22 protein-coding genes and 1 pseudogene are annotated in these 24,336 nt (G+C 71.3%); 9 read left to right on the top strand and 14 right to left on the bottom strand.

What is annotated here, in order from left to right; all coding sequences use genetic code 11:
- Positions 1-114: 114 nt before the first annotated feature.
- Entirely contained in the window at positions 115-810 is a 696-nt protein-coding gene (locus tag QA861_RS14125; RefSeq protein WP_334588686.1) for a spermine/spermidine synthase domain-containing protein, read from the bottom strand.
- Positions 811-959: 149 nt separating this feature from the next.
- On the opposite strand from QA861_RS14125, the pseudogene QA861_RS14120 reads away from it, so the two are divergent.
- Positions 960-1,739, top strand: a pseudogene (locus QA861_RS14120) (rhomboid-like protein); the annotation flags it as partial.
- Between the two features lie 196 nt (positions 1,740-1,935).
- Here QA861_RS14120 and QA861_RS14115 read toward each other — a convergent pair.
- Positions 1,936-2,595 (bottom strand): GNAT family N-acetyltransferase, encoded by a 660-nt coding sequence (locus tag QA861_RS14115; RefSeq protein WP_334588684.1) that lies wholly within the window; start codon positions 2,593-2,595, stop codon positions 1,936-1,938.
- A 174-nt stretch (positions 2,596-2,769) separates the two neighbouring features.
- Here QA861_RS14115 and lon point away from each other — a divergent pair, with 174 nt between their 5' ends.
- Both lon and QA861_RS14105 read left to right on the top strand, forming a co-directional pair.
- The gene (gene lon, locus QA861_RS14110; protein WP_334588683.1) at positions 2,770-5,184 is read left to right on the top strand and encodes an endopeptidase La; all 2,415 of its coding nucleotides are present in this window, start codon (positions 2,770-2,772) and stop codon (positions 5,182-5,184) included.
- A 271-nt stretch (positions 5,185-5,455) separates the two neighbouring features.
- Entirely contained in the window at positions 5,456-5,959 is a 504-nt protein-coding gene (locus QA861_RS14105) for a MarR family winged helix-turn-helix transcriptional regulator (RefSeq protein WP_334588682.1), read from the top strand.
- A gap of 45 nt (positions 5,960-6,004) precedes the next feature.
- On the opposite strand, the gene QA861_RS14100 is transcribed toward QA861_RS14105, so the two are convergent.
- On the bottom strand, positions 6,005-6,796 hold the full coding sequence (locus tag QA861_RS14100) for a hypothetical protein (RefSeq protein ID WP_334588681.1): 792 nt from the start codon (positions 6,794-6,796) through the stop codon (positions 6,005-6,007).
- A gap of 438 nt (positions 6,797-7,234) precedes the next feature.
- On the opposite strand from QA861_RS14100, the gene QA861_RS14095 reads away from it, so the two are divergent.
- Genes QA861_RS14095 through QA861_RS14075 form a run of 5 tightly spaced genes read left to right on the top strand, consistent with a single transcriptional unit; the run spans position 7,235 to position 13,022 of the window.
- The gene (locus QA861_RS14095) at positions 7,235-10,120 is read left to right on the top strand and encodes a nitrate- and nitrite sensing domain-containing protein (RefSeq protein ID WP_334588680.1); all 2,886 of its coding nucleotides are present in this window, start codon (positions 7,235-7,237) and stop codon (positions 10,118-10,120) included.
- Positions 10,117-10,671 carry a roadblock/LC7 domain-containing protein gene (locus QA861_RS14090; protein ID WP_334588679.1) on the top strand — a complete coding sequence of 185 codons (555 nt, stop codon included), beginning with the start codon at positions 10,117-10,119 and terminating at the stop codon, positions 10,669-10,671. Before QA861_RS14095 ends, QA861_RS14090 begins: the two co-directional genes overlap by 4 nt.
- Positions 10,668-11,075 carry a DUF742 domain-containing protein gene (locus QA861_RS14085; protein WP_334588678.1) on the top strand — a complete coding sequence of 136 codons (408 nt, stop codon included), beginning with the start codon at positions 10,668-10,670 and terminating at the stop codon, positions 11,073-11,075. The genes QA861_RS14090 and QA861_RS14085 overlap by 4 nt, the downstream gene beginning before the upstream one ends.
- A complete protein-coding gene (locus QA861_RS14080) occupies positions 11,056-11,721 on the top strand; it encodes a GTP-binding protein (RefSeq protein ID WP_334588677.1) in 666 nt (221 codons plus the stop codon). The genes QA861_RS14085 and QA861_RS14080 overlap by 20 nt, the downstream gene beginning before the upstream one ends.
- Before the next feature lie 41 nt (positions 11,722-11,762).
- Complete coding sequence (locus tag QA861_RS14075) at positions 11,763-13,022, top strand: styrene monooxygenase/indole monooxygenase family protein (protein WP_334588676.1); 1,260 nt, start codon at positions 11,763-11,765, stop codon at positions 13,020-13,022.
- Here QA861_RS14075 and QA861_RS14070 read toward each other — a convergent pair.
- From QA861_RS14070 to QA861_RS14055, 4 genes are all read right to left on the bottom strand, one after another.
- Entirely contained in the window at positions 12,989-14,206 is a 1,218-nt protein-coding gene (locus QA861_RS14070; RefSeq protein ID WP_334588675.1) for a C40 family peptidase, read from the bottom strand. The two genes, QA861_RS14075 and QA861_RS14070, sit on opposite strands and share 34 nt — an antisense overlap.
- A 102-nt stretch (positions 14,207-14,308) precedes the next feature.
- Entirely contained in the window at positions 14,309-14,641 is a 333-nt protein-coding gene (locus QA861_RS14065; protein WP_334588674.1) for a DUF8847 domain-containing protein, read from the bottom strand.
- A gap of 37 nt (positions 14,642-14,678) precedes the next feature.
- Complete coding sequence (locus QA861_RS14060; protein ID WP_334588673.1) at positions 14,679-15,332, bottom strand: TetR/AcrR family transcriptional regulator; 654 nt, start codon at positions 15,330-15,332, stop codon at positions 14,679-14,681.
- A 179-nt stretch (positions 15,333-15,511) separates the two neighbouring features.
- Positions 15,512-16,441 carry an AurF N-oxygenase family protein gene (locus QA861_RS14055; RefSeq protein ID WP_334588672.1) on the bottom strand — a complete coding sequence of 310 codons (930 nt, stop codon included), beginning with the start codon at positions 16,439-16,441 and terminating at the stop codon, positions 15,512-15,514.
- Positions 16,442-16,547: 106 nt separating this feature from the next.
- Here QA861_RS14055 and QA861_RS14050 point away from each other — a divergent pair, with 106 nt between their 5' ends.
- Positions 16,548-17,402 carry a hypothetical protein gene (locus tag QA861_RS14050; protein WP_334588671.1) on the top strand — a complete coding sequence of 285 codons (855 nt, stop codon included), beginning with the start codon at positions 16,548-16,550 and terminating at the stop codon, positions 17,400-17,402.
- On the opposite strand, the gene QA861_RS14045 is transcribed toward QA861_RS14050, so the two are convergent.
- From QA861_RS14045 to QA861_RS14015, 7 genes are all read right to left on the bottom strand, one after another.
- The gene (locus tag QA861_RS14045; protein WP_334588670.1) at positions 17,383-17,889 is read right to left on the bottom strand and encodes a DUF3291 domain-containing protein; all 507 of its coding nucleotides are present in this window, start codon (positions 17,887-17,889) and stop codon (positions 17,383-17,385) included. The two genes, QA861_RS14050 and QA861_RS14045, sit on opposite strands and share 20 nt — an antisense overlap.
- A 45-nt stretch (positions 17,890-17,934) precedes the next feature.
- Complete coding sequence (locus tag QA861_RS14040; protein ID WP_334588669.1) at positions 17,935-19,392, bottom strand: penicillin-binding transpeptidase domain-containing protein; 1,458 nt, start codon at positions 19,390-19,392, stop codon at positions 17,935-17,937.
- 35 nt (positions 19,393-19,427) lie between these two features.
- Entirely contained in the window at positions 19,428-20,846 is a 1,419-nt protein-coding gene (locus QA861_RS14035) for an FtsW/RodA/SpoVE family cell cycle protein (RefSeq protein ID WP_334588668.1), read from the bottom strand.
- Positions 20,847-20,880: 34 nt separating this feature from the next.
- Positions 20,881-21,414 carry an SH3 domain-containing protein gene (locus tag QA861_RS14030; RefSeq protein ID WP_334588667.1) on the bottom strand — a complete coding sequence of 178 codons (534 nt, stop codon included), beginning with the start codon at positions 21,412-21,414 and terminating at the stop codon, positions 20,881-20,883.
- 67 nt (positions 21,415-21,481) lie between these two features.
- Positions 21,482-22,813 carry an ATP-binding protein gene (locus QA861_RS14025; protein ID WP_334588666.1) on the bottom strand — a complete coding sequence of 444 codons (1,332 nt, stop codon included), beginning with the start codon at positions 22,811-22,813 and terminating at the stop codon, positions 21,482-21,484.
- Positions 22,810-23,604 (bottom strand): hypothetical protein, encoded by a 795-nt coding sequence (locus QA861_RS14020; protein ID WP_334588665.1) that lies wholly within the window; start codon positions 23,602-23,604, stop codon positions 22,810-22,812. The genes QA861_RS14025 and QA861_RS14020 overlap by 4 nt, the downstream gene beginning before the upstream one ends.
- A 178-nt stretch (positions 23,605-23,782) precedes the next feature.
- Positions 23,783-24,289: a protein-tyrosine phosphatase family protein gene (locus QA861_RS14015; protein ID WP_334588664.1), complete on the bottom strand. Its 507-nt coding sequence runs from the start codon at positions 24,287-24,289 to the stop codon at positions 23,783-23,785.
- Between the last annotated feature and the right edge of the window lie 47 nt (positions 24,290-24,336).

The raw sequence follows: 24,336 nt of genomic DNA, 5'->3' as shown, positions 1-24,336 counted from the left end.
AGTGGGGTGGTTCCTTGGCTGCGCTTGTCCGCGCATGACTGCGGTTGACGCACGACTGATCGGATGAGTGATCGGCGTCAGGGAAGCAGAGTACGGGCAGTCACCGCGTGGGGGCTATCCAGGCCGGACGGCGAGATGGACGACGTCGGGGACTCCTCGGGCAACGGGGATCTCTTCGGTGCGTACTGCCCGGAATCCGGCATTCCGTAGAGTTTGCTCAAATTCCCGGGAAGGTTGCGCGGACCACACCGCGAGCACCCCGTCCGGCCTCAACACCCTTGCGCAGCTTGCGAGTCCGGCCTGTGAATACAGGCTCTGGTTGTCCTCCGTGACAGTCCAGTCGGGGCCGTTGTCGATGTCGAGACACAGGGCGTCGAATGTGGCGGAGGTCTCATTGACGTATCTCACCAGGTCAGCTGCGACGACCTCGGTGCGCGGATCGGAGAGGGCCGGGGCCGAAAGCTCCGACAGCGGCCCGTCGCGATGCCATCCGATGATCGCCGGTTCACGTTCGACGACGGTGATGCCACCCCAGCGGGGGTCGGACGCGGCATGCGCGAGCGAGAACCCGACGCCCAGACCGCCGATGAGGACGTGCGGGAAGGAGCCCCGGGAATCGGGGGTGAGCGCGTCGAGGGCGGCGTCGACGAGCAGGCGCTCGGACCGGCCGTCCGAAGTGTCCATCAGGAAGCATCCGTTGGCGATGATCTGCAGTAACTCTCCGTGCCGCCGCAGCACGACTTCGCCGTACGGCCCCTCCTGCCGGTCCAGGACTTCGGGGGCTCCGTAGGAGGCGGTCGGATGGGTCATGGGGACATCTTGGCGCAGTGCGGCTCGGATGAGCGCGGCCTTTATGGGTCCTGTCGGCTTGCTGTGAATCGGCCTTCGCGTGGCGCGGGTCACAGACAACCGCGAGGGTGGAGGCGAAGGGTGGGGCGAAGCGGAAGGAGCGCCTCACTGTGGAACGGATCGATGCGAAGGGCGACGTGACGTCGGGTTCACCGGCGCTCTCGGGCGTGCCCGTCGCGGAGGGCGTGCGGCTGCTGGACGGGATGCCGAGGCAGCGGGGACCGGCGGAAGCGGTGTCCGCGCGGCCCGTGGTTCCGGCGACCGCTGTCCCCGGGAGGCGGGTTTTCCGCCCCTGGCACCTTCTCCCCACGCCCACGGGCACACCGTTCACCTTCACGTACGCGGCTGTCCTGCTGGTCACGGCATATGTGGCCGAACATGCGGACCCCGCCCTGGTGCACGCCCTCCATCAGGGCACCAGCACGGATGTCGCCCACCTCCTGCGGGCGCCCGTGGTCGTGCTGATCACCAGCGCGCTGTGGGTCGCGGGAGGCGTGACCTCGCCGTACGGCGTTGTCTTCCTCCTTGTTCTTACGGCGCTGGAGCGGCGGATCGGCGGAGCGCGTACCGCCTGGGTGTTCGCGCTCGGGCATGTACTGGCCACCCTCGCGACCGAGGTGCCGGTGGGGCTCGGGGTGCTGGTGGGGTGGCTGCCCGACAGTTCGCTGCACCGGCTCGACTACGGCATCAGTTTCGGGGTCGCGGCGAGTGTGGGGGCGTTGGCGGGACTGCTGCGGCCCTGGCTGGGATGGCCGATGCTGGCGGTGTTCGGCGGGTCGCTGGTGCAGGACCTGATCGCCTACACCGACCCGATGACCAACTGGGGTCATGTGACGGCGCTTGCCATCGGGGTCGCCACCTGGCCCTGGGTGCGACGGTGGCGGAGGCCGGTCCAGGGCAGGTCTAGGGCAGGTGTCCAGGGCCTGCCGTCACATTCCCGTCGTCCGCCCGGAGGGCGGGCCTGGTGCCCGCCGCGGCGGGCGGCTGACGTCCGAGTGGGCGGCGAGTGGGGGCACCTCCCACGCCCACCAGGCAGTGGGGGAGCGTGCACGGCGTCGCGAGGCAGGCGGGAATGTGACGACAGGCCTACGTCCCGTCGACGGCCGTCCCCATGAACGTCGCGCTCGTCAGGGGTGCCTCCACGTGCCAGCCCAGTGACTCGTACAGGGCCCGTCCCTCGGGTGTTCCGGCCAGTACGCCTCTCTCCGCGCCCTGGGTGAACGCCTCCCGTGCGAGCGTTCGCATCACGAAGGCGCCGAGGCCTCGGCGTCGGTGTGCGGGGGAGGTCTCCACCTGGTCGACGACCGCCGTCCGACCGGTGGGGGCGATCTGGCCGCGGGCGGCCCAGGAACCGTCGGCCGCCGCGAGCATCACGCGCGTCACGCCGCCGCGTGTCCAGGTGCGGACCCGGTAGCCGGCGGGGGCGGCCGGCGCCTGCGCGGCGGTCAGCGGGACCGACATGAGGTACCCCGGCTCCGGGCCGACCGACCAGCGTTCGCCGAGCCACCCGCCGACCGTCGCCGGGTCGTCGAACACCTTGAGCCACACGCCCGCCCCGGTCACGGCGTCGGCCACCTTCCGGACGGTCCGTTCCTCGACGCCGTTGTTCACCGCGCCCAGGACGTGCCGGGTGACGGCTCGGGCCGTGCCCACGTCGACCGTGTATCCCCAGGGCTCGACCACCGGCGGCGACGCCCCGCGGGAGACCACCCAGCCGTCGACCCAGGCCCGCACGGTTCCGTCCACCCGAACTCCTGTAATAGTTGATATGCGGTAATGAGTATTACGTGGGTGACTGTATGCGGGTTTTCGGCCGCCGCGGCAGAGGTGATCGCTCACGGCGAACACGCCTCGGGGAACATTCGGCCCCCGCCAAGCATTGAGTCGGCATAGCTCAACTTGAGTGCCGAAGGGGAGATCATGGCTTCGACGTCCACACCGCTCACACTGCCCGTGCTGCCGCTCGACGACGAGGTCGTGCTGCCCGGCATGGTTGTTCCGCTGGACCTGAACGACGCCGATGTGCGGGCCGCGGTGGAAGCCGCCCAGGCCGCCGCGCGCACCGAGGCCGGCAAGCCCAGGGTGCTGCTCGTGCCGCGCATCGACGGGACCTACGCGAGTACCGGTGTCCTCGGCACCGTGGAGCAGGTCGGCCGGCTGGCCGACGGGGACCCGGGGGCCCTCATCCGAGCCCGGGGCCGTGTGCGGATCGGCGCCGGGACCACCGGCCCGGGTGCCGCCCTGTGGGTCGAGGGCATCCGGATCGACGAGACCGTCCCGGACCCGGTACCCGGTCACATCACCGAACTCGCCAAGGAATACAAGGCCCTTGCCACTGCCTGGCTGCGCAAGCGCGGCGCCTGGCAGGTCGTCGACCGCGTACAGGCCATCGATGACGTCTCCACCCTTGCCGACAATTCCGGTTACTCACCCTTCCTCAGCACCGACCAGAAGATCGAGCTGCTGGAGACCACCGACCCGGTGGCCCGGCTGAAGCTCGCCACCCAGCAGCTGCGCGACCACCTCGCCGAGCAGGACGTCGCAGAGACCATCGCGAAGGACGTCCAGGAGGGCGTCGACAAGCAGCAGCGGGAGTTCCTCCTGCGCAAGCAGCTGGAAGCCGTACGCAAGGAACTGCGCGAGATCAACGGCGAGCAGGACGGTGAGGAGTCCGACGACTACCGGACCCGCGTCGAGGCCGCCGATCTGCCGGAGAAGGTGCGCGAGGCGGCTCTCAAGGAGGTCGACAAGCTGGAGCGGTCCTCCGACCAGTCGCCCGAGGGCGGCTGGATCAGGACCTGGCTCGACACCGTCCTCGAACTCCCCTGGAACGAGCGGACCGAGGACGCGTACGACATCCAGGGCGCCCAGACCGTGCTCGACGCCGAGCACGCGGGCCTGCAGGACGTGAAGGAGCGCATCACCGAGTACCTCGCCGTGCGCAAGCGGCGTGCCGAGCGTGGCCTCGGGGTCGTCGGCGGGCGCCGTGGTGGCGCCGTGCTCGCGCTCGTCGGACCGCCCGGGGTCGGGAAGACCAGCCTCGGTGAGTCCGTCGCGCACGCCATGGGGCGGAAGTTCGTCCGCGTGGCGCTGGGCGGGGTCAGGGACGAGGCCGAGATCCGCGGGCACCGGCGTACGTATGTCGGCGCGCTGCCCGGCCGTATCGTGCGGGCCATCAAGGAGGCCGGGTCGATGAACCCCGTCGTCCTCCTCGACGAGATCGACAAGGTCGGCTCCGACTTCCGGGGCGACCCCGCCGCCGCGCTGCTCGAGGTCCTCGACCCGGCGCAGAACCACACCTTCCGCGACCACTACCTCGAAGTCGAACTCGACCTCAGCGACGTCGTGTTCCTCGCCACCGCCAACGTCCTCGAAGCCATTCCCGAGGCCCTGCTCGACCGGATGGAACTCGTCCGGCTGGACGGGTACACGGAGGACGAGAAGGTCGTCATCGCCCGGGACCACCTGCTGCCACGGCAGTTGGAGCGGGCCGGCCTGGAGAGTCCCGAAGTCACCCTCGACGAGGGCGCGTTGCGCAAGCTCGCCGGGGAGTACACCCGGGAGGCCGGCGTCCGCAACCTGGAACGGTCCATCGCGCGACTGCTGCGGAAGGTCGCCGCACAGCACGAACTCGGCGAGCGGAAGCTGCCGTTCACCGTCACGGAGGACGACCTGCGCGCCCTCATCGGGCGGCCCCACCACGTGCCCGAGTCCGCCACGGACCCGGCCGAGCGGCGCACCGCCGTGCCGGGGGTCGCGACCGGGCTCGCGGTCACCGGGGCCGGGGGCGACGTCCTCTATGTCGAGGCCTCGCTCGCCGACCCGGAGACCGGGGCGGCGGGGCTCACGCTCACCGGGCAGCTGGGTGACGTGATGAAGGAGTCCGCGCAGATCGCGCTCTCCTTCCTGCGCTCGCACGGCGCCGAACTGGAGCTGCCCGTGGGCGACCTGAAGGACCGGGGCGTGCACATCCACTTCCCGGCGGGCGCCGTGCCCAAGGACGGTCCCAGCGCGGGCGTCACCATGACGACCGCCCTCGCGTCGCTGCTCAGCGGACGGCTCGTCCGCACGGACGTCGCCATGACCGGCGAGGTCTCGCTGACCGGGCGGGTGCTGCCCATCGGCGGTGTGAAGCAGAAGCTGCTCGCCGCGCACCGGGCCGGCGTCACCACCGTGATCATCCCCAAGCGCAACGAGGCCGACCTGGACGACGTCCCGGCCGAGGTCCTGGAGAAGCTCGACGTCCACGCCGTCACGGACGTCCGCCAGGTCCTCGAACTGGCGCTCACCCCGGCGGAGAACCCGGCGGAGGTGAGGGTTCCGGCAGCGGCGTGACGGACGCTGCCGGTCGGGTAGGGCCTGTCGTTTGGATCACGCTGGTTTCGGGCTGCGGCGCCTTTGACCGCGGCCCAGGCGTGATCCAAACGGCAGGCCCTAGGGCCCGGGTCCCGGAAGGGGCCCGGGTCTTCCCGTGCGCGGAGCCGGGCTTGGCGGGGACCCTGGATGACGTCGTCCCGCCGGTCCTGCGAAATACTGTCCGAGCTGCGGCGATGGCCGTGTTCGACGGAGACTTTCCGAGCGGTGTGACCGGATCAGGGGTGCTGACGTGCACGAGGACGGCAACGGCGGGGGACGCCTCGACGGGCGGCGTGTCGAGTCCCCGACGCCCGGGAGCGGGGTCGAGCGGGAATTCCTCGCCCTGGAGCGCGAGTTGACGGTGTTCCTGCGGCGCGCCAGGGCCAACTCCGGGGAGATGGCCCGCGAGGTCCATCCCGACCTGGAGTCGTCGGCGTACGGGCTGCTGGTGCGGCTCGACGAGTGCGGGCGTCAGCGGGCCACCGAGCTCGCGGCCTACATCGGCGTCGGCAAGGCCACCATGTCCCGCCAGCTGCGCGCCCTGGAGGAGCTGGGCCTCGTCGCCCGCGAACCGGACCCGGCCGACGGTCGCGCCTGGCTCGTCCACCTCACGGACGAGGGCCGCGCCCGCTTCCGTACCGTCCGGGAGGCGCGACGGGCGCGGTACGTGCGTGAGCTGGCCGCCTGGGACCGCGTCGAGGTGGCCGAACTGGCCCGGCTGCTGCATCAGCTGAACCTCGGGATGGAGAAGTAGGTCCCACAGGTTCGGCCGGTTCAGCCCATTCGTCGTCGTCGGGCGTCACAGCTCCACGTACACGACCGTCGCGTCGTCGTGCGTCTTGCTGCGGCGCAGGCGCGGCCGGCCCGCGTCCGCGTCCGCCCGTTCCAGCTCCCGTACGCGATGCACCAGCGCCCCCGCGCCCTCCTTACGGACGGTGGTGAAGCAGGCCGTCCAGTCGCCCTCGGCGAACTTCTCCACCCAGCGGGTCGCCCCGTCCGTCAGAGCGGCCAGGGCGCGCACCTCGGCGCGCGGGATCGTGCCCGCGACCGCGCGGGCGGCCACCGACGGATCGGCCGCCGCCGTGAAGAAGCCGCCCTCCTTGTTGCGTACCGTCGCGTCGGCGATCGCGTCCGTGGCAAGCGATGACCGGGGGACGTGGGACAGCCGGTCGTCCAGGTGGGCCGTGACCGTGCCGTCCGGGGACTCGGTCAGCAGAGCCGAGTCGGACAGGACCAGGTGCTCGACGGTCTCCGGTGACCAGCGGGCGAGAACCACGGTCGCCTGGGGTGTACGCGGGTGAGAAAGGTCACAGGTTTGCGCGTGGGCCCCGGCGGTACGGGTGAGAGCGGCGGCCAGTACCTCGGCGAGGGTCATATCCCGTTGTGAAACAGACAGTTCGGTCAGCGCACCGCCGAGCCGGGCCGTGAACCAGGGGACGGAATGCAGACAACCCGTCCCCGCCCCGGGTGGCGTCACCCCGTCGAGGAGCACGAGCGAACCGCCCTGCCCGGAGGCGGGAAGCCCGATCGCCGCGAAGTCCTCATTGGGGCGGCCCGGATCGCCGGGCTCCGTGACGAGTTCAGTGCGCATCCGGCCAGTCTGCACGAGCCCTTCACAGGCTTCTCAAAAGGCTGGCAACGATTGCCGAAACAGCATGTAGCCGCTGGTCAGGCGCCTGGTTTGGGAGGGAATGATCTACTCCGTGAAGACGTCGCTGCGGATAATGTCAAAGCCCGCCGCCCACGTCCAACCGGCCCGCCGCGCGGGGTGGGGGCACAGGCCAACGGAACTTGCCGCCAACTCCCCGCCGATGTTGACTCCTTGATGTTCACTCCTTCGAGTGGCGGGTCGGGTGACGCGCGCTCCCTGCCCACCGGCATGGGAGGGTCGGGAGCCGGACCGTGCCGGAGCACCGGAACCGTACCGGGTGAGCGGCAGGCCAGAACCATCCGGGCGGCCATGCAGTTGACGGAACGTCATCCGGGTCCCGACGGATCGTCACCCGGGCCATGGGCACACGAGTCAGGAATGCGAGCACCGGTGCAGAAGACGCGGCCTCGGCGCACAGGCAGGCAGACAGCTCCCGCAGGGGGCGCTACCGGTGACGCCCCGACCGATCCCGCGGGCCGGGGTCGCCCCGGCCACGTCCGCAACCGGCTCATCGTGGCCGTCGCCGTAGTGGCCGCCGCGATCGCCGGGGCCGGAGCCCCGTCCGTCATCGCCGCCTCCTCCCAGCTCCACGACTCCCAGGACCTGGTGACGCTCGCGACGCGGACCCAGGACGCCCTGACCCTCGCCCACTCGCTCGCCGACGAGCGTGACGAGGTCACCGTCTACATCGCCGCCGGCCGTCCCAAGGCGAAGGCGCCCTCCGACCAGCGCGCCGCCCGCGTCGACCGCGAGGTCGGCGACCTGCGCGCCAACCCGGACACCCCGGCCGCGCTCCGAGCGGACCTCGACGACATCGCCACGCTGCGCCAAGCGGCGCTCACCGGCAAGAGCACCGCTCTCCAGTCGCACGAGACCTACTCGGCCGCCATCGCCGGGCTGCACCGCCTCGCCGAGCAACTGGCCGAGAAGCAGCCGCCCCGAGCGGGCGCAGGCGCCTACGCCCTCGCCGAACTCGACGCAGCCGTCCAGCAGGCCGCCGCCGCCCGGGGGCTCCTCCTCGCCGCGCTCAGCGTGCCGACGTCCACCGAGAGCGACTACGACCCGTTCACCGGGCTGACGTCCGAGCAGACCGTCACCTCACCGGCCGACGCCAAGACGCGGAACGCGCTCAGCGCCGCCGCACAGCAGGCCCGGCTGCGCTCGGACGCGGCGCTCGCCGACTTCCGCGAGACGGCCCCCGAGGCCGCCGTCGGCAGCTACGACTCCACGGTCACCGGACCCGAGGTCGACACCGCCGACAAGTACCTCGCGTCGCTCACCGACCAGGCCACGCTGTCCACGAGCGAGCTCGCCACCAGCCTCAGCGGTGTGGACGCGGCAGTCTCCGCCCGCGTCGAACTGATGCGCGGCGTCGAGGCCTCCCTCTACGACCGGCGCACCAAGGCCCTCACCCAGCTCCGGGACGACGACGTCACCGAGCTGGAGATCAGGATCGCCGTCCTCGGCGCCCTCCTCCTGGTCGCCGTCGGTATCGCCACCGCCATGGCCCGCACCCTCACCCGCCCGCTCTCCGTGCTGCGCCGGGGCACCGCCAGGCTGGCCGAGGCCGCCGACCCGCTCGCCGAGGAACCCATCAAGTTCACCGGCCGCAACGACGAGTTCGCCCAGGTCGTCCGCTCCGTCAACGCCCTGCACGCCCGCGCCCTCGCCGTCCACGACCGCATCGCCACCCTGGAGTCCGACCGCAAGCACCTGGTCGGCCAGCGCCAGAAGATGGCCGACGCCCGCGAGGAACTGCGCACCGAACTCGCCGACGCCGCGACCCAGTTGGCGCGCACCCGGCACAGCATCCACGGCACCTTCGTGAACCTCGCGCTGCGCACCCTCGGCCTCGTCGAGCGTCAACTCGCGGTCATCGAGAGTCTGGAGGAGCGCGAACAGGACCCGGACCGTCTCGCCACCCTCTTCAAGCTCGACCACTTCGCCACCGTCATGCGCCGGCACAGCGAGAACCTCCTCGTCCTCGCCGGCGCCGAACACGGCCACCAGCACGCGGGTCCCGTCCCGCTCGTCGACGTCGTCCGCGCCGCGGTGAGCGAGATCGAGCGGTACGAGCGGGTGCGTATCTCCGCGCTGCCGCCGCACGCGCATCTCGCCGGGTTCGCCGCCGACGACGTCAGCCATCTGCTGGCCGAACTCCTGGAGAACGCGACCTCGTTCACCCCGCCCGAGCTGCCGGTGGAGATCTCCGGCTGGCTCCTGGAGAGCGGCGAGGTCATGCTCTCCGTCCAGGACGAGGGCATCGGTATGACCGCCGAGCGTCTGGTCCGCCTCAACTCCCGCCTCGCCGACTTCGACCCGGACACCCCGCACGACGCCTACGAGACGGGCGGCGGCGCCGAGCAGGACGACGGCGACGGGATCGGGCTCGGCCTGTACGTCGTCGCGCGGCTCGCCCATCGGCACGGGGTGCGGGTGCAGTTGCGGGAGCAGAAGCAGGGCGGGGTCGCGGCTGTCGTCGTCCTGCCGACGACGCTGCTGGCGGCGGACCCGGCCGCCGGACCGCCGTCGGCCGCCTCGACGCCCGGTGGCACCCCGGCGCTCTCGTTCCCGGGTGCCGACGCCGAGGTCAACTCCAATGTCCTGCAAGGGCGTTCGGAGGCCGAGGAGCCGGTTGTCGAGCCCGAGGGTGAGCCGGCTGAGGCGCCGGCCGACACTCCGATCCCGGCCGACGCGCCCGACCCGATGATCGCCCTGGCGGAACGGGCCGTACGCGACGCGGAGGCCGAGGCGGACCCGGCGACGGACACGGACGCGGACACGGACACGGACACGAACACGGATGTGTCGGCCCCGGCACCCGCGCCCCTTCCCGCGTCCGAGATCACCATGGAGCTGCTTCTGCCGGTGCCCCCGGCCGAGGACACCACCGAGCCGACCGTCCCCACGGCTCCCGACACCGACGCCCCGTCCGCGCCCGTGACCGGAACCGCCGCCCCGGACCCCTACGCCATCGGCCCCGACACGCATGAGCGAGTCGAGGAGGAACCGGTCACGGACAAGGGACTGCCCAAGCGGACCCCGAAGATCACCGCGCCCGCCGAACCGCCGAGACAGCGCACCGCTTCCGTCGACGCCGAGGCACTGCGCCGCCGGCTCGGCGGATTCCAGCGCGGTGCACGCGACGGACACCGTGACGTGGAGGCGGAGATCGCGGAGCGGACGGGACAGACGGCGCGTACGGCAGAGCCGGCACGTGCCGAAGAAACCACGGGGGGAACTGTCGAGGAGGCAAGCAGTTGACCGCGCCCAGTACCTTCGGCCTGAGTAGTGAAGCCCGCAACCTGCACTGGCTGCTGAGCAATCTCGTCGAGGAGGTGCCGGGACTGACGTCGGTCGCGGTGGTCTCCTCGGACGGTCTGCTCCTGCTCTCGTCCGACCCAGACAGGAACGCGGAACGCCGGCCCGACCGGCCGACCGGCCCCAGAGGCTCCGCCGCCGACCTCGCCACCATCGTCTCCGGCATCGGCAGCCTCACCATCGGCGCCGCCAAGCTGATGGACTACGGCGCCGTCAAGCAGACCATGGTCGCGATGGAGGACGGCACCCTCTTCGTGATGTCGATCAGCGACGGCTCGCTGCTCGGTGTGCACGGCTCCCCGGACTGCGACATGAGCGTGGTGGCGTACCACATGGCGCTCTTCGTGGGCCGCGCCGGGCATGTCCTGACCCCCGAACTCCGCAGTGAGCTACGGGAGTCGATCGAACGCGGGACGCCGGCCGAAGAACCCGCGGCGGTCGGCCCGATGGCCGTCCGGCCCGGGCGGGGCCGTTCGGCGGAGGGTGCCAAGTGAGTACGCCGGGCACGCCCAAGCTTCCTGTCCGGGGCGGCGACCGCAAACCGGCCCGGGTACGCCCGTACTCGCTGACCGGCGGCCGGACCCGCTTCGGCCATGTCCTCCTCGTCGAGACGTTCGTCGCCGCGATCGAAGCGGCCGAGGAGCGCAAGGAGTTGGAGAATGGTTCCCTCAGCACCCGGGTCATGCCGGAGCTGCGGGCCATCGTCGAACTGTGCCGCCGGATGCGTACGGTGGCCGAGATCGCCGCGCTGCTGAAGATGCCGCTGGGCGTGGTCCGCGTGCTCCTCAGCGACCTCGCGGACCAGGGAAAGATCCGTGTGTACGGAACCGGTCACGGGCCGGGGCAGCCGGACCGCGCGCTGCTGGAAAGGGTGCTGAGTGGACTCCGTCGTCTCTGACGTCGCCCGTGGTGTGTCCCCGCTTCTCCACCTTCCACCGGAAGGTCGACGTCCCCTGGAGGACGAAGAGTTGCGGCCGTGGCAGGAGGACCGCACCCGTGCGCCGATCGCCACGAAGATCGTGATCGCGGGCGGCTTCGGCGTCGGCAAGACCACGATGGTCGGCACCATCTCGGAGATCGAGCCCCTCCAGACGGAGGCGCTCATGACCGAGGCGAGCGAGGGCACCGACGACCTCACCGCCACCCCGGAGAAGCGCACGACCACCGTGGCCATGGACTACGGCCGCGTCACGCTCGACGACGACCTGGTCCTCTACCTCTTCGGCACGCCGGGCCAGCAACGGTTCTGGTTCATGTGGGACGACCTGGTGCGCGGCGCGATCGGCGCGGTCGTGCTGGCCGACACCCGGCGGCTGAAGGAGTGCTTCCCCGCGCTCGACTACTTCGAGAGCTGCGGGCTGCCGTACATCGTGGCCGTCAACCACTTCGACGGCAGCGCCAAGTTCGAGGCGGAGGACGTGCGGGAGGCCCTCACGGTGCCCGACCACATACCTGTCATGATCATGGATGCGCGGCGCCGTCTCCCGGTGATCGAGACCCTGCTCGCCCTGGTGGGGCACGCGTTGGACGTCAGTCCCGAGTAACAGCGGCAGCTACACAGCGACATGGGGAGAGAGCAGACCGTATGCGGAAGATACTCGTCGTCGGAGCCGGTCAGGCCGGACTCCAGATAGCCCTCGGACTCCAGTCGCACGGGTACGAGGTCACCCTGATGTCCAACCGGACCTCGGACGAGATCCGGTCCGGCCGGGTCATGTCCACGCAGTGCATGTTCCATACGGCCCTCCAGCACGAGCGCGATCTCCAGCTGAACTTCTGGGAGTCCCAGGCCCCGAAGATCGAAGGGCTCGGCGTCTCGGTCGCCGCCCCCGGCTCGCACGACCCGGGCCCGACCCAGCGCGCGATCGACTGGGTCGGCAAGCTCGACGGGCACGCCCAGTCGGTCGACCAGCGGGTGAAGATGGCCGGCTGGATGGAGACGTTCGCCCAGCGCGGCGGCCAACTGGTCATCCACGGCGCGGCGGTCGGCGACCTCGACTACTTCTACCGTACGTACGACCTGGTCCTGGTCGCCGCGGGCAAGGGCGAACTGGTGTCGATGTTCGCCCGCGACCCCGAGCGCTCCCCCTACCGTGAGCCGCAGCGCGCGTTGGCCGTCTCCTACGTCCACGGCCTGGGCCCGCGCCCCGAGCATCCCGACATGGAAGCGGTGCGCTGCAACCTGGTCCCGGGTGTCGGTGAGCTGTTCGTCATGCCGACGTTCACCACCTCGGGCCGCGCCGACATCCTGTTCTGGGAGGGCATACCCGGCGGCCCCCTCGACGTCTTCAACGGCGTCCGCGACCCCGCCGAACACCTCTCCCTGACCCTGGAACTCATGGAGCGGTTCACGCCGTGGGAGTACGCTCGGGCCACCAAGGCCGAACTCACCGACGGGGGCGGCACGTTGGCCGGCCGTTACGCGCCCACCGTCCGCAACCCGGTCGGCCGTCTCCCCGGCGGCGGCCTGGTCCTCGGCGTGGCAGACGTGGTCGTGGCCAACGACCCGATCACCGGCCAGGGCTCCAACTCGGCCTCGAAGTGCGCGGCTTCGTATCTCGCCTCGATCCTCGAACAGGGCGAGAAGGAGTTCGACGAGACCTGGATGCGGGCCACCTTCGACCGCTACTGGGACACCGCCCAGCACGTCACCAAGTGGACCAACGCGATGCTCGCCCCGCCGCCGGAGCACATCATCAACCTCCTGGGCGCGGCAGGTCAGTTGCCCCCGGCCGCCGACCGCTTCGCCAACGCCTTCGACGACCCGTCGGACTTCGAGAACTTCTTCTACGAACCGGAGCAGACGGCCGCCTATCTGGGCTCGGTCGCGGGCACGGGCGCGTAGGAATCCGCGGGCGAATCCGCGGGCCTCGTGGCGAGGGAGTAGCCCTCGTCCGAGCCCGCCGTCGCGTCGGCGGGGAGCTTAGGCGGTGTGTACCGCCGCAGCGGCTCCCCGTCCGGGTCCGGCCGTACGGCGCCCAGCACCGGGTTGGCCGAGAGCGGTGACACCTTCACCTTCGCACCCGGACGCGGCGCCTGTACGACCATGCCGTCCCCGAGGTAGAGCGCCACGTGCGTCGCCTCGGGGAAGTAGACGACCAGGTCACCGGGGCGCAGCTCGGCCAGCGGGATGTGCGGCAGCCGCGCCCACTGCTCCTGGCTGGTCCGGGGGATGGGCCGACCCGCCGCCTCCCAGGCCTGCGAGGTCAGCCCCGAGCAGTCGAACGACGCCGGCCCCTCGGCACCCCACTCGTACGGCTTCCCGAGCTGCGCCACCGCCTGCCGCAGAGCGCGCTCACCTTCCTCGGACGGCTTCCGGCCCGCGCTGAGCGCTCCAGAGGTGATGAACTCCCTCTCTTTCCCGGCCACTTCGCCCTGCTCCAACTCGGCCAGCCCGGCGAGCTGTTCGGTGCTGAGGGTGGCGAGCAGCTCCTCGACCCGCTTCAGCCGATCCCGTACGGCGTCCCGGTCCCGCTTCTGCTGTTCGGCGAGGGTGAGTTGCTGGTCCAGGGCGGCACGGGCCGCGCGCGCCAGACCGTCGGTGCGCCGCTCGCCGCCGACCAGCCGGCCCACCGTCTCGGCCCGTTCCAGCGCCAACTGCCGGATCATATGACCCTGTTCGAGCGCGTGCTGCGGATCGCGGGCCAGCAGCAGCTGTACGTACGGGGAGATGCCACTGCTGCTCTGGTACTGCTGCCGGGCGAGCCGGCCGAGGGCGCCGCGCCGCTCGTGCAGGGAGAGCCGGGCGCGCACGAGCTGCCCGTCCAGCCGCCGGACCTCGGCGCGCTGCCGCTTCAGCCGTTCGGCGGTGGCGTCGTAGGTCTCGGTGGCCTGCTCGGCCTCGCGGTACAGCCGCTGAAGGTCTGTCAGAAGGGCGGCGATGGAGGGTTCTTCCGCTGGGGCGGGATCACTGGCGGACTGGGTCGCCGAGGGGCTCGGGGCCGGTGCGGCCAGGGCGGGGACGGGTGCGAGGAGTGTGCCGGCGGCCATCGCCGCCGTACAGACCAGACGTAGAAGCCTTCCTGACACGTCATCACCTCCGGTGCGGGGCAGCCCTTCCGCCCGCACCGCGAGCTTGTGACGCGGGCGCGAGGTCCGCGCGCCGAGCGTGCGCGGTTCGGCCCAACCTCGTCACCCGTCGGTGTCGTCCGGCTTGCCCTGCGGCGTGGCGCCTGGTCCGGTGGCCGGTTTCGACCACGGCCAGCGCAGCCTGCCGTCGCCGCCCTGGTCGCCGCCCTGGTCGCCGTCCGGGTCGTAGGCGTACTTCCAGCCCGGGTGCAGGCCCAGCTTTCCCGGCGGGCCCTTGGGGACGCGGCGGTAGACCAGGACGGTCGGCAGGCCGCCGGCCGCGTCCGGTACCGGCACCTTGTACGTCTTCGGGGGGTGCCCGGTCGGGCCGAGCAGGATGGGCAGCACACGGCCGTCCAGGGGGCCGCCCTCGAAGGCGGTGTCTTGGCTCTTCACGGGATCAGTTTCCGGTACGGGGCAGCCGGGGGCGGCGTCAGGTCGTGGTCGAGCCGAGTGCGTCGCGTACGACGGCCGCGGTCTGCGGGTCGCGGCCGGCGGTCACCGTGAGCACCGCCATGAACTGTTCCACCAGCCAGTCCCGCAGCTCGTCGACCGGCGGCTCCTTGCCCTCGTCCAGCCAGATCAGCGAGGCCGCCTCGACCGCGGTGATCCACATCCGTACGGTCATCCGCAGCCGGGGGCCCGGTTCCGCGACCTCCAGATGGCTGAGGATGTGCTCGGCGGCGGTACGGCGTACCCGGTCCACTATGGCCGTCGTACGGGACGTCTCGACGACGCTGCCGCCCTGGAGGAGGGCGCTGAAACCGGCGTCGTGCCCGTCGACGAAGGTGAGATAGCGGTCGAGGGCGCGGGCGAGGCGCTGGGGGAGCGGGCCCTCCGGGGGTTCGTCGAAGCAGAGTTCGAGTTCCTCGGCGGCGGAGCGGAGCGCGGCCTCGTACAGCTGCTGCTTGCCACCGGGGAAGTAGCGGTACACGAGGGGGCGGGAGACTCCGGCGGCCTCGGCGACGTCGTCGAGCGAGACGTCTTCCGGGGTCCGGTGGGCGAAGAGGGAGAGGGCGGCTTCCAGGAGCTGGTGTCTCCGTTCCTCGACGCCGAGTCGTCGGTATGCGGGGGCGGCGGGGGGCATGTGTGCAGGGTAGTCGGGCGGGTGGGTGGGTGCGGGTGCGGCCGCGCGTACGGGTGCGGGTGCGTCGTGGCTGGTCGCGCAGTTCCCCGCGCCCCTGACAGGCAGGGGCTGCGCCCCGTGCCTCCTTGAGAGGCGCCGGGGACTGCGCGACCAGCCCCCCACCGGGCCGCACTCCGCAATCACGCCAGCAGCCCCGAAGACCTCCACAGCCGTCGGCCGACACCCCGCAACACCCCGATGTCGTCCAGGAAGTCCGTGAGCTTCTTCGCGCCGGTCTGCATGACCTCCCGGCGGTGGCCGCTGGCCCGTACCTGGGCCACCGCCTGCGCCCTGTCCAGGCCGACGTTCGTGTAGACGTCCGGGTTGACGAAGGCGACCGAGAACACGCGGGCGAACTCGCCGGATGTGACGCGGGTGTACTCCTGGGACCATCTCGGGGCCGTCACCATCTGGCGGCGGAGTTCTTCGCGGGCGTAGCGGACGTGGCGGGCCTCCTCCACCACATGGATTCTCGTCACGCCCCTGATCAGCGGCTGGACGCGCTCGTCCGGGAACGTCAGGCGCTGCATCCAGTCGAGGACCTCCTCGCCGAGCAGGGTCGCCGTGAAGGAACCGGGGGTGGTGGACACCGTCTTGAAGAAGCGGCCGAGGTTCTGGTGCGCCCGGCTGACCTGGTAGTACGGGGTGCCGCCGCGGCTGATCAGACGGGCGAACATCTTCGAGTGACGGCACTCGTCCTCGATCTCCGTCAGGGCGTAACGGACGTGCGCGCTCGTCGCCGCCTTGTCGTAGATGTGCCGTACGAGAAGCTGCATCAGGATGATCTCGAACCAGATGCCGAGCGAGGCGAGCGCCGCCGCCTCGTGCTGGGAGAGCAGGATGCGCTGCTCCTCGCTCATCCGTTTCCACAGCGGAGTGCCGTACAGGGAGACCAGCTCGGGCGGCCAGAACCACTTGCCGTCCTCGAAGGGGGCGTCCCAGTCCAGTTCCTTGTCGGGGTCGAAGGAGTGCTTCGCGGACGCGTCGAGGAGCCGTTCGGCCACCTGCTCGCGGTCCTTGAGCACACCGAGGGCGTCGCGGAGTATCTCGGCTTCCGTCACTGTCGTCACATTCTTATGAGACCGCTTGTCAGCAAGTCGGTCAATCCCCTGGACGTACTCGCGCGTAGCCTTGTGCGAGGCTTACGCGGTCACCCGAGTGCAGTAGCGTTCTGGCGTGTCCACGACTCCGCCGCCCCAGCCGCCCGAGAACCCCTACGGCCCGCCCCCGACGTCGGGCCCCTACGGCCAGCAGCCGCCTCCGCCGCCGTATCAGGCCCCGCAGCCGGGTCCGTACGGCCAACAGCAGCCTCCGCCCCCGTCCCCCTACGGGCAGCAGCCCTACGGCGCGCCCGCCCCCGCTGCCTGGGGTGCGCCGGTGCTGCCGCCCAAGAAGAGCCGGCTCGGTCTGATCCTCGGCATCATCGGCGGTGTCGTCGTGCTGGCCGTGGCGGGCGTGGCCGGCCTCTACTGGATCGGCGCGAAGTCCGACACCGGGTTTCCCGACGCCCAGTACAAGCTGACGCTGCCCCAGAAGGTCCTCGACGAGAAGTACGAACTCGCGAGCGACCTCTCCGGCGCCGAGGGCAAGACCATCGAGGACGAGGCCGACGGTGCCTGGGACGCCCGGGACACCAAGGCGGTGGTCGGTCAGTACAGCCTCGGCGGCGACCAGGCGCAGGGCACGCTGGTGATCTCCGGCATGTACGGACGGTTCAAGAACACCGGCCTGGCCCGCGACAACATGATGGACGGCGCGGCCGGCGGCAAGGGTGCCAAGGTCGCCGTCAAGCCCAAGGACTTCAAGCCGGCCGGCTCCGACGTGACCGTGACCTGCGAGGTGCTCGTCCAGACCCAGCTCGGTACGGAGATCACGATCCCCGTCTGCGGCTGGGTGGACGGCAACACCGGTGCCTCCATCGCCGAGATCACCGCCGACACGGTCACGAAGAAGCCCGCTCAGGTGGACCTCGCGGCCGCGGCCGAGACCGCCGTCAAGATCCGCGAGGAGATCAGGAAGCCGATCGGCTGAGCGGTGCCGGCAGCGGTAGCGGGTCCGCGGGGCCCGGCGGGAACGACGTGCGCAACGTGAACGCGTACTCCGTCGGGCCGTGCGCACGCAGATGGAGGAGGCGGGTCTCCGCCTCCTCCACCGTCGGACGGTGTCCCGCCGGCACCCACCACAGCGTCGTGACCGCCTCCTCCAGCCGTTCGAAGAACTCCCGGCGGCGCGCCAGCAACTCCCGGTGCCGGCCCTGGTACATGAACGCCGTGAGGGCGTCCGTGTCCCGCCACACCGACATGTTGACGAGGGTCCATTCGTCGAACACGCGCATGTCGGTCGCGTCGCCCGTCTCGTCCTGCAGCCTCCAGACGAATCCGTCCGAGGCGTCGGCGGCGGCGTTCACCGGCGCGAGGCCGTCGGCGAACGGCTTCAACTGGGCCGAATCCAGCGGGGCTTTGAGGCGGCCGATGTTGACCTGGGCGAGTTCGTACGCGGCTTCGGGAGATGGCGTCATGGCCGCACGGTAGGTCGGGGGCACGGCCCCCGCATCCCCTTTTACTCACCCACCGAGCACCGCCTCCATCACCGCCCGGGCGATCGGCGCCGCCGTCCCGCCCCCGCTGATGTCCGTACGGTCGGCGGAGGCGTCCTCGACCACCACCGCGACGGCCACCGTCGGCTCGGCGTCCCCTCCGCCCTGCGCCCAGGACACGAACCAGGCGTACGGCGTACCGGAGTTGCCGATGCCGTGCTGGGCGGTGCCGGTCTTGCCGCCGACCACGGCCCCGGGGATCGCCGCGTTCGTGCCGGTACCCCGCTCCACGACGTCCCGCATCAGCTCCCGCATCCGTACGGCCGTCGACGGACTCATCGCCCGGAGCCGACTCCGTACACCCGCGGTGGCAACTGTCGTCCCATGTGCGGTGGTTGTCCGCTCCACCAGGTAAGGAGTGGGCACCTGACCGCCGTTGGCGACCGCCGCCGCGACCAGCGCCATCTGCAACGGCGTGGCCCGCGTGTTGTACTGGCCGATCGCGGACAGCGCCAACTGCGCCCTGTCGACGTGCCGGTCCAGGGTGCTCCGCGCGACCGAGAAGGGGATGCGCAGCCCCGCGTCGTTGAAGCCGAAGCCGTCCGCCGTGGCCGCCAGATCGGCGGCACCCACGTCCACGCCCAGCTTGGCGAAGACCGTGTTGCAGGACCAGGTGAACGCGTCCCGCAGCGAGGCGTCCGCACAGCCGTCGCCCTCGTTCGTCAACACCGTGGACGTACCGGGGAGGCGGTACGGGTCGGGGGAGCGGGTCGGCTCGTCCAGATCGGTGACCACCCCGGTGTCGAGCGCCGCCGCCGCCGTGACCACCTTGAACGTCGAACCCGGCGGATACGTCTGCCGTGCCGCCCGGTTGAGCATCGGCTTGTCGGGATCACCGTTCAGCCGCCGCCAACTCCGTTCCACGGAACGTCTGTTGCCGGACAGTACCGCGGGGTCGTACGACGGCGCGGAGACCAGAGCGAGGATGCGCCCGGTCGACGGCTCCACGGCCGCCACCGCACCCTTGTGCCCGGCGAGACCCTGGAAGGCGGCCTGCTGGGCTGCCGGGTCGATGGTCGTCACCACCTTGCCGCCGGGATTCCGCGCCCGCGTCACGTCGTTCCACAGCGGGAACGGGGAGAGCAGCGGATCGGTGCCCGCCAGGACGCCGTCCTCCGCGTGCTCCAGGAACGTCGTGCCGTACACCTGGGAGGCGAAGCCGGTGACCGGCGCGTACAACGGGCCGTTCTTGTACGTCCGTTCGTAGCGGAGCTGCTCCCCGGTGTCGATGGACCCGGTGACCGGCCGGCCGCCGACCAGGATGGTCCCGCGCGGCTGGCCGTAACGGGCGATCACCTGGCGGCGGTTGGCCGGGTTGTCGTCGTAGCGCTGGGCCTGGACGACCTGCACGCGGGTGACGTTGACGAGAAGGGCCAGGAGCAGCAGGGCGCAGAAGAGGGCGGCGTGTTTGATGCAGCGAGTCATCTGCCGTGGTTTTCTCGCCAGTTCGGGCTGCCTCGTCATGGTGTGGGCCGCCCGTCGTCGTCTTTGTGCCGGCGGCGGGCGGAGTCGCTGATCCGGATCAGCAGCGCCACGATGATCCAGTTGGTGACGACGGACGAACCTCCCTGCGCCAGGAACGGCATCGCCATACCGGTGAGCGGGATGAGGCCCGACACCCCGCCCGCGATCACGAACACCTGGAGCGCCACGATCGAGGCGAGCCCGACCGCGAGCAGCCGGCCGAAGGGGTCGCGCAGCGAGAGGCCGGCCCGGTAGCCGCGCTCCACCAGCAGGGCGTACAGGATGACGATCGCGCCGAGGCCGGCCAGCCCGAGTTCCTCGCCAGCCGTCGCCAGGATGAAGTCCGACTTGGCCGCGAAGCCGATCAGGACCGAGTGGCCGAGACCCAGTCCGGTGCCGAGCATGCCGCCCGCCGCGAACGCGAACAACGACTGGGAGAGCTGGTTGGGCCCCTGCCCCGCCTCGATCGTCGCGAACGGGTGCAGCCAGTCCTCGACCCGGCTGTGGACGTGCGGTTCGAGGGTGCCGACGGCGAAGGCGCCCAGCGCGGCCAGCAGCAGACCGACCGCGATCCAGCCGGTGCGGCCGGTGGCGACGTACAGGAGGACCACGAAGAGGCCGAAGAAGAGGAGCGAGGTGCCGAGATCGCGCTCCAGCACCAGTACGCCGACGCTGATCAGCCAGATCGACACGATCGGGCCGAGGACCCGCCCGGTGGGAAGCTGGAGACGGCGCAGCCGCCAGATCTGGCGGCCGGTGTACGCCAGCGCGTTCCGGTTGGCGGCGAGATACGCGGCGAAGAAGACCGCCAGCAGCACCTTCGCGAACTCGCCCGGCTGGATGGAGAATCCGGCGATCCGGATCCAGATGCGGGCCCCGTTCACCGACGGGAAGAAGATCGGGAGGGTCAGCAGGACGAGGGCGGCGGCCACACAGACGTACGCGTACCGCTGGAGGACCCGGTGGTCGCGCAGCAGGACGACCACCACGATGAACAGCGCCACGCCGACCGTGGACCAGACGAGTTGGGCGGGGGCGGCCCGGGGCCCCGGCGTCTCCAGGTCGAGCCGGTGGATGAGGACCAGGCCGAGGCCGTTGAGCAGCACGCCGATGGGCAGCAGGAGCGGGTCGGCGCAGGGGGCGCGTCGGCGCACCGCGACATGGGCGAGGAGCGCGAGCACGCCGAGCCCGGCGCCGTAGCCGGCGGCGCCGGGCGGGACGGTGCCGTTCCTCGCGAGGCCCACATCGCAGTAGCCGTACACGCAGAGGAGGACGGCGACGACGATGAGGGCCAGCTCGATGCCACGGCGCCGGGGGACGCGCGGGGCGGGATCGGAGGGATCGGCGGGCTCCGAGAGCCAGGGCTTCGGGGATTCCTCGTACTCCGCCGCCACGGTGGTTCCGGGCTTCGTCATGTCCGGAATCTACCCAAAGCTCACTACTTATTGGTCAGCAGAAGCGTGGCGCGGCGCCGATGTTGTCGATGTAGCGGGCGGCGCCCCAGGCCCAGGTGCCGTCCGTGAGGAGGTACCAGAGCGAGTTGCCGTCGACGTTCTCGCCGCCGACCTTGCAGAAGATGGTGACGATCGCGCCCTTGGGGACGACCCGGATGATGGCGCTGCCGCGATTCGGCGCGCTGCGCAGCCGCAGCCCGCCGTTGGCGGTGACGATCCCCTTGTAGAGGACGGCGTTGCTGCTGGTGTTGTTGTGCTGGTCCCAGTCGCCGTTGCCGCCCTGCTGGTTGCTGTTCTGCTGGTTCCAGCCGCTGTTGCTCGGCTGTTGCTGCCCGCCGCCGTCGTTGTTGTTCGGGTTGTTCTGGTTCTGATTCGGGTTGTTCGGCGGCTGCTGCTGCTGGTTCTGGTTCCAGCTGCTGCCCCAGTCGTCGTCGGCGGGGCTCGCGAGTGCCGGGGTGACGGCGCCGAGGGAGAGTGCGGTGGCGGCGGCTGTTATGCCGAGGAGGGTCAGGGTGGTCCGCGGTGACATGTGGGCTCCTTTGGCCGGACAGAGCTGACTAACCGCCACGCTAGGAGCCGGTCGTGTAAGGCGCCCGTCACGCTGGGCCGTTGGTGGCGAATACCTGCGATTCGGCCAGGGTGAGCGTCGCCAGAGCGCCCCCGCCCGCGCTCCGGGGCACGTTGGTGAAGGTGAGCCGGGCGCCCAGTACCTCCGCCTGGCCCAACGCGATCGTCAGCCCAAGGCCGTGCCCGGTCGCCCCGCCCTCCGTACGGAACCGCTGCGGCCCGTGCTCCACCACGTAGTCCGGGTAACCGTCACCGTGGTCCCGCACGGTCACGACCGGCCCGTCGATGGTCAGCGTCACGGGCGTACGGCCGTGCCGGTGGGCGTTGGCGACGAGATTGCCGAGCACCCGTTCGAGCCGACGCCGGTCGGTGTCGACGCGGGCGTCACGGACGACGACGATCTCCGTGTCGGACGCGGGCGTCCCCGAACTCCCGGAGTTTCCCGGCTGCGCCGAGTTTCCCGAGGCCCGCAGGACCCGTACGACCCGTTCCGCGAGGGCGCCGAGCGCCTCGGTGTCGACCTCCAGCCGCTCCTTGCCCGTGTCCAGCCGGGAGATTTCGAGCAGGTCCTCGGTGAGCGTACGCAGGGCGGCGACCCGGTCCCTGACCAGCTCGGTCGGCCGCCCGGGCGGCAGCAGTTCGGCCGCCGCGTGCAGCCCGGTGAGCGGGGTGCGCAGCTCATGGGCCACGTCGGCGGTGAAGCGCTGCTCGCTGAGCAGTTTGCGCTGCAGCGAGGCGGCCATCGTGTCGAGCGCGGCGGCGACGGCGGCGACCTCGTCCGGCGGACGGCTCGGATCCTGCGTACGGGCGTCGCCGACGCGGGCGTCCAGGTCGCCGGCGCTGATCCGGCGGGCCACCTGGGCGGTCGCGTGCAGCCGGCGGGTCACCCGGGTCACCGCGAACGCGCCGACCAGCAGCGTCGCGCCGATGGCGAGGCCCGACGACCACAGGATGGCCCGGTCGAGGCCCTCGATCGTACGGGCGCTCTGCGAGTAGTCGAGCGCCACGGCGAGCGCGTGCCCGCCGTCCGCCGGGCCGGCCGCCCACATCGTCGGCACCCCGTCGTGGTCGGTGACCATCGTGCCGCGCTCCCCGGCCGCCGCGAGCGTCCGCAGCGCCTTCGGCAGCCCCTCGGGATCTATACCGGCGTGCTGCCGGAGGGCGTCCCCCGCCTCGTACGCGGCCGTGGCCTCCACGAGCCGCGACAGGGCGCGGTCACGGGCCTGGTCGACGGTCTGATGGGTCACCGAGACATGCACGAGGACGCCGAGCAGGGCGGCGAGCGCGCAGCACATCCCGGTGATGAACAGCGCGGCCTTGGCGGCGAGGGTCCCTGCCCACCCGGGCAGCGCGACCCTCATCGGGCACTCGCGGACGAGGAGACCGAGGAGGAGGCGGCGGAGGAGGTGGAGGCCGAGGATGATGCACGGGGAGCGTGGGTGCGCTTGGGTTTGCCGGTGCGCAGGAACTCGTCCCGGGTGAGCAGCATCGCCTTCTGGTCGGCGTCCCAGGTCCACTGGGTGCGGTACTCGTACCCCGGGATCTGCGACGGCGAGCGGATGATCACGGCCCGGCCGGCCAGTTCCACGGCGGTCACGGCGTCGTCGTTGGCCATGATCTGCACCAGCCTGTGCCGCTGGAAGGTGTACACGCGTACGGCCGTCCCGTTGCCCGGCAGCAGCCGGAAACCGAGGGCCATGTCGTCGCGGCCGTCGCCGGTGAGGTCGCGGTAGTAGGCCCTGAGGACGGGACAGGCGCCGGTTCCGCTGCCGCCGGTTCTGCCGGTTCCGCTGCGGCCCTTCCGGCCGCAGGCGGCCATACCGGCGGCCGTCCCGGTGTACGGGGAGTTGTCGGCGGTGTACACGTCGGGGTGGGTGGCGATCTCCGCCCGTACGACGGCAACCGGGTCGACCTTGTGGATGTCGTCGCCGGGGGCGGTGACGCCCTTCACGGTCTCGGTCTCGGCCTCGCCGTAGTACCAGGCGGGGCTGGAGGCGGCGGGCAGCTCCGGCCAGAGCCGGGCGGGGCTGATGGCGGTGGCGGTCGGCCCGGCACCACGCAGCCCACCGGCGTCCCCGCAGCCGGCGGCGAGGACGGCGAGGGCCAGAGCCAGAGCGGCGAGGGGGACACGGGAGGTGCGGCTGGGATTCACTGCACTCCTGCGTCGGGGCCGGGACGGGTGTGGCGGGCGGGGTCGCCTCGTCCACGACACCTTATTCGCAGGGAAGTCGCATTTTCCGGGCGGGCCGCTCGGGCCGCTCGGGCGGACCGGGCTGACCAGGCCGAGGGCGGCTCCGGTGGTTCTTCCGTTGCGGGACGGCCTGTTCGGCCTACTCGGCAAGTTCCTCCAGCAGTCGGGCCGTGGGCAGGCCCGTCCGCAGGTACTCGACGAACAGTTGGTTGTGCAGGGCCCAGGGGGAGCGGCGGGATCTGACGAGACGGATCGCCTCGTCGGTGCTGTGTCCGTCGTGGACGAGGGCGTGCGCGACGACGAGCCCCGAGCGGTTGTACCCGCTGTAACAGCGCACCAGGACGCTGCGCCCGTCCTCCAGCGCGGTGCACACGGTCTCCGCGAGCCGGATCACCCCGGCGAGCTGGGTCCCGTCGAGCGGTCCGTCCGGAATCGACCACACGTGATGCTCGACGCCGGGATCGGGCCCGTACCCGGGCAGCTTCAGCAGGGTCACGACCAGGTCGAACTCATCGTGCACGACGGCGAACTCGATCTCCCCCGGGCGACTCGTGAACTCGTGTCCGCCCATCCACAGCCCGGGCACGATCTCGCTCCATGGCTCGCCCGGAGCCGGTACGTCGGGCTGCTTCCTGCGGGTCCGCAACTACTCCGCCTCCCCACTCGGGCAACCGACTCCGCCCCAACTTCCTC

The sequence above is a fragment of the Streptomyces sp. B21-083 genome (genome assembly GCF_036898825.1).
GTDB lineage: Bacteria > Actinomycetota > Actinomycetes > Streptomycetales > Streptomycetaceae > Streptomyces.
Note: the sequence above shows the minus strand (reverse complement) of the source record. Positions and strands in the feature narration are given on the sequence as shown.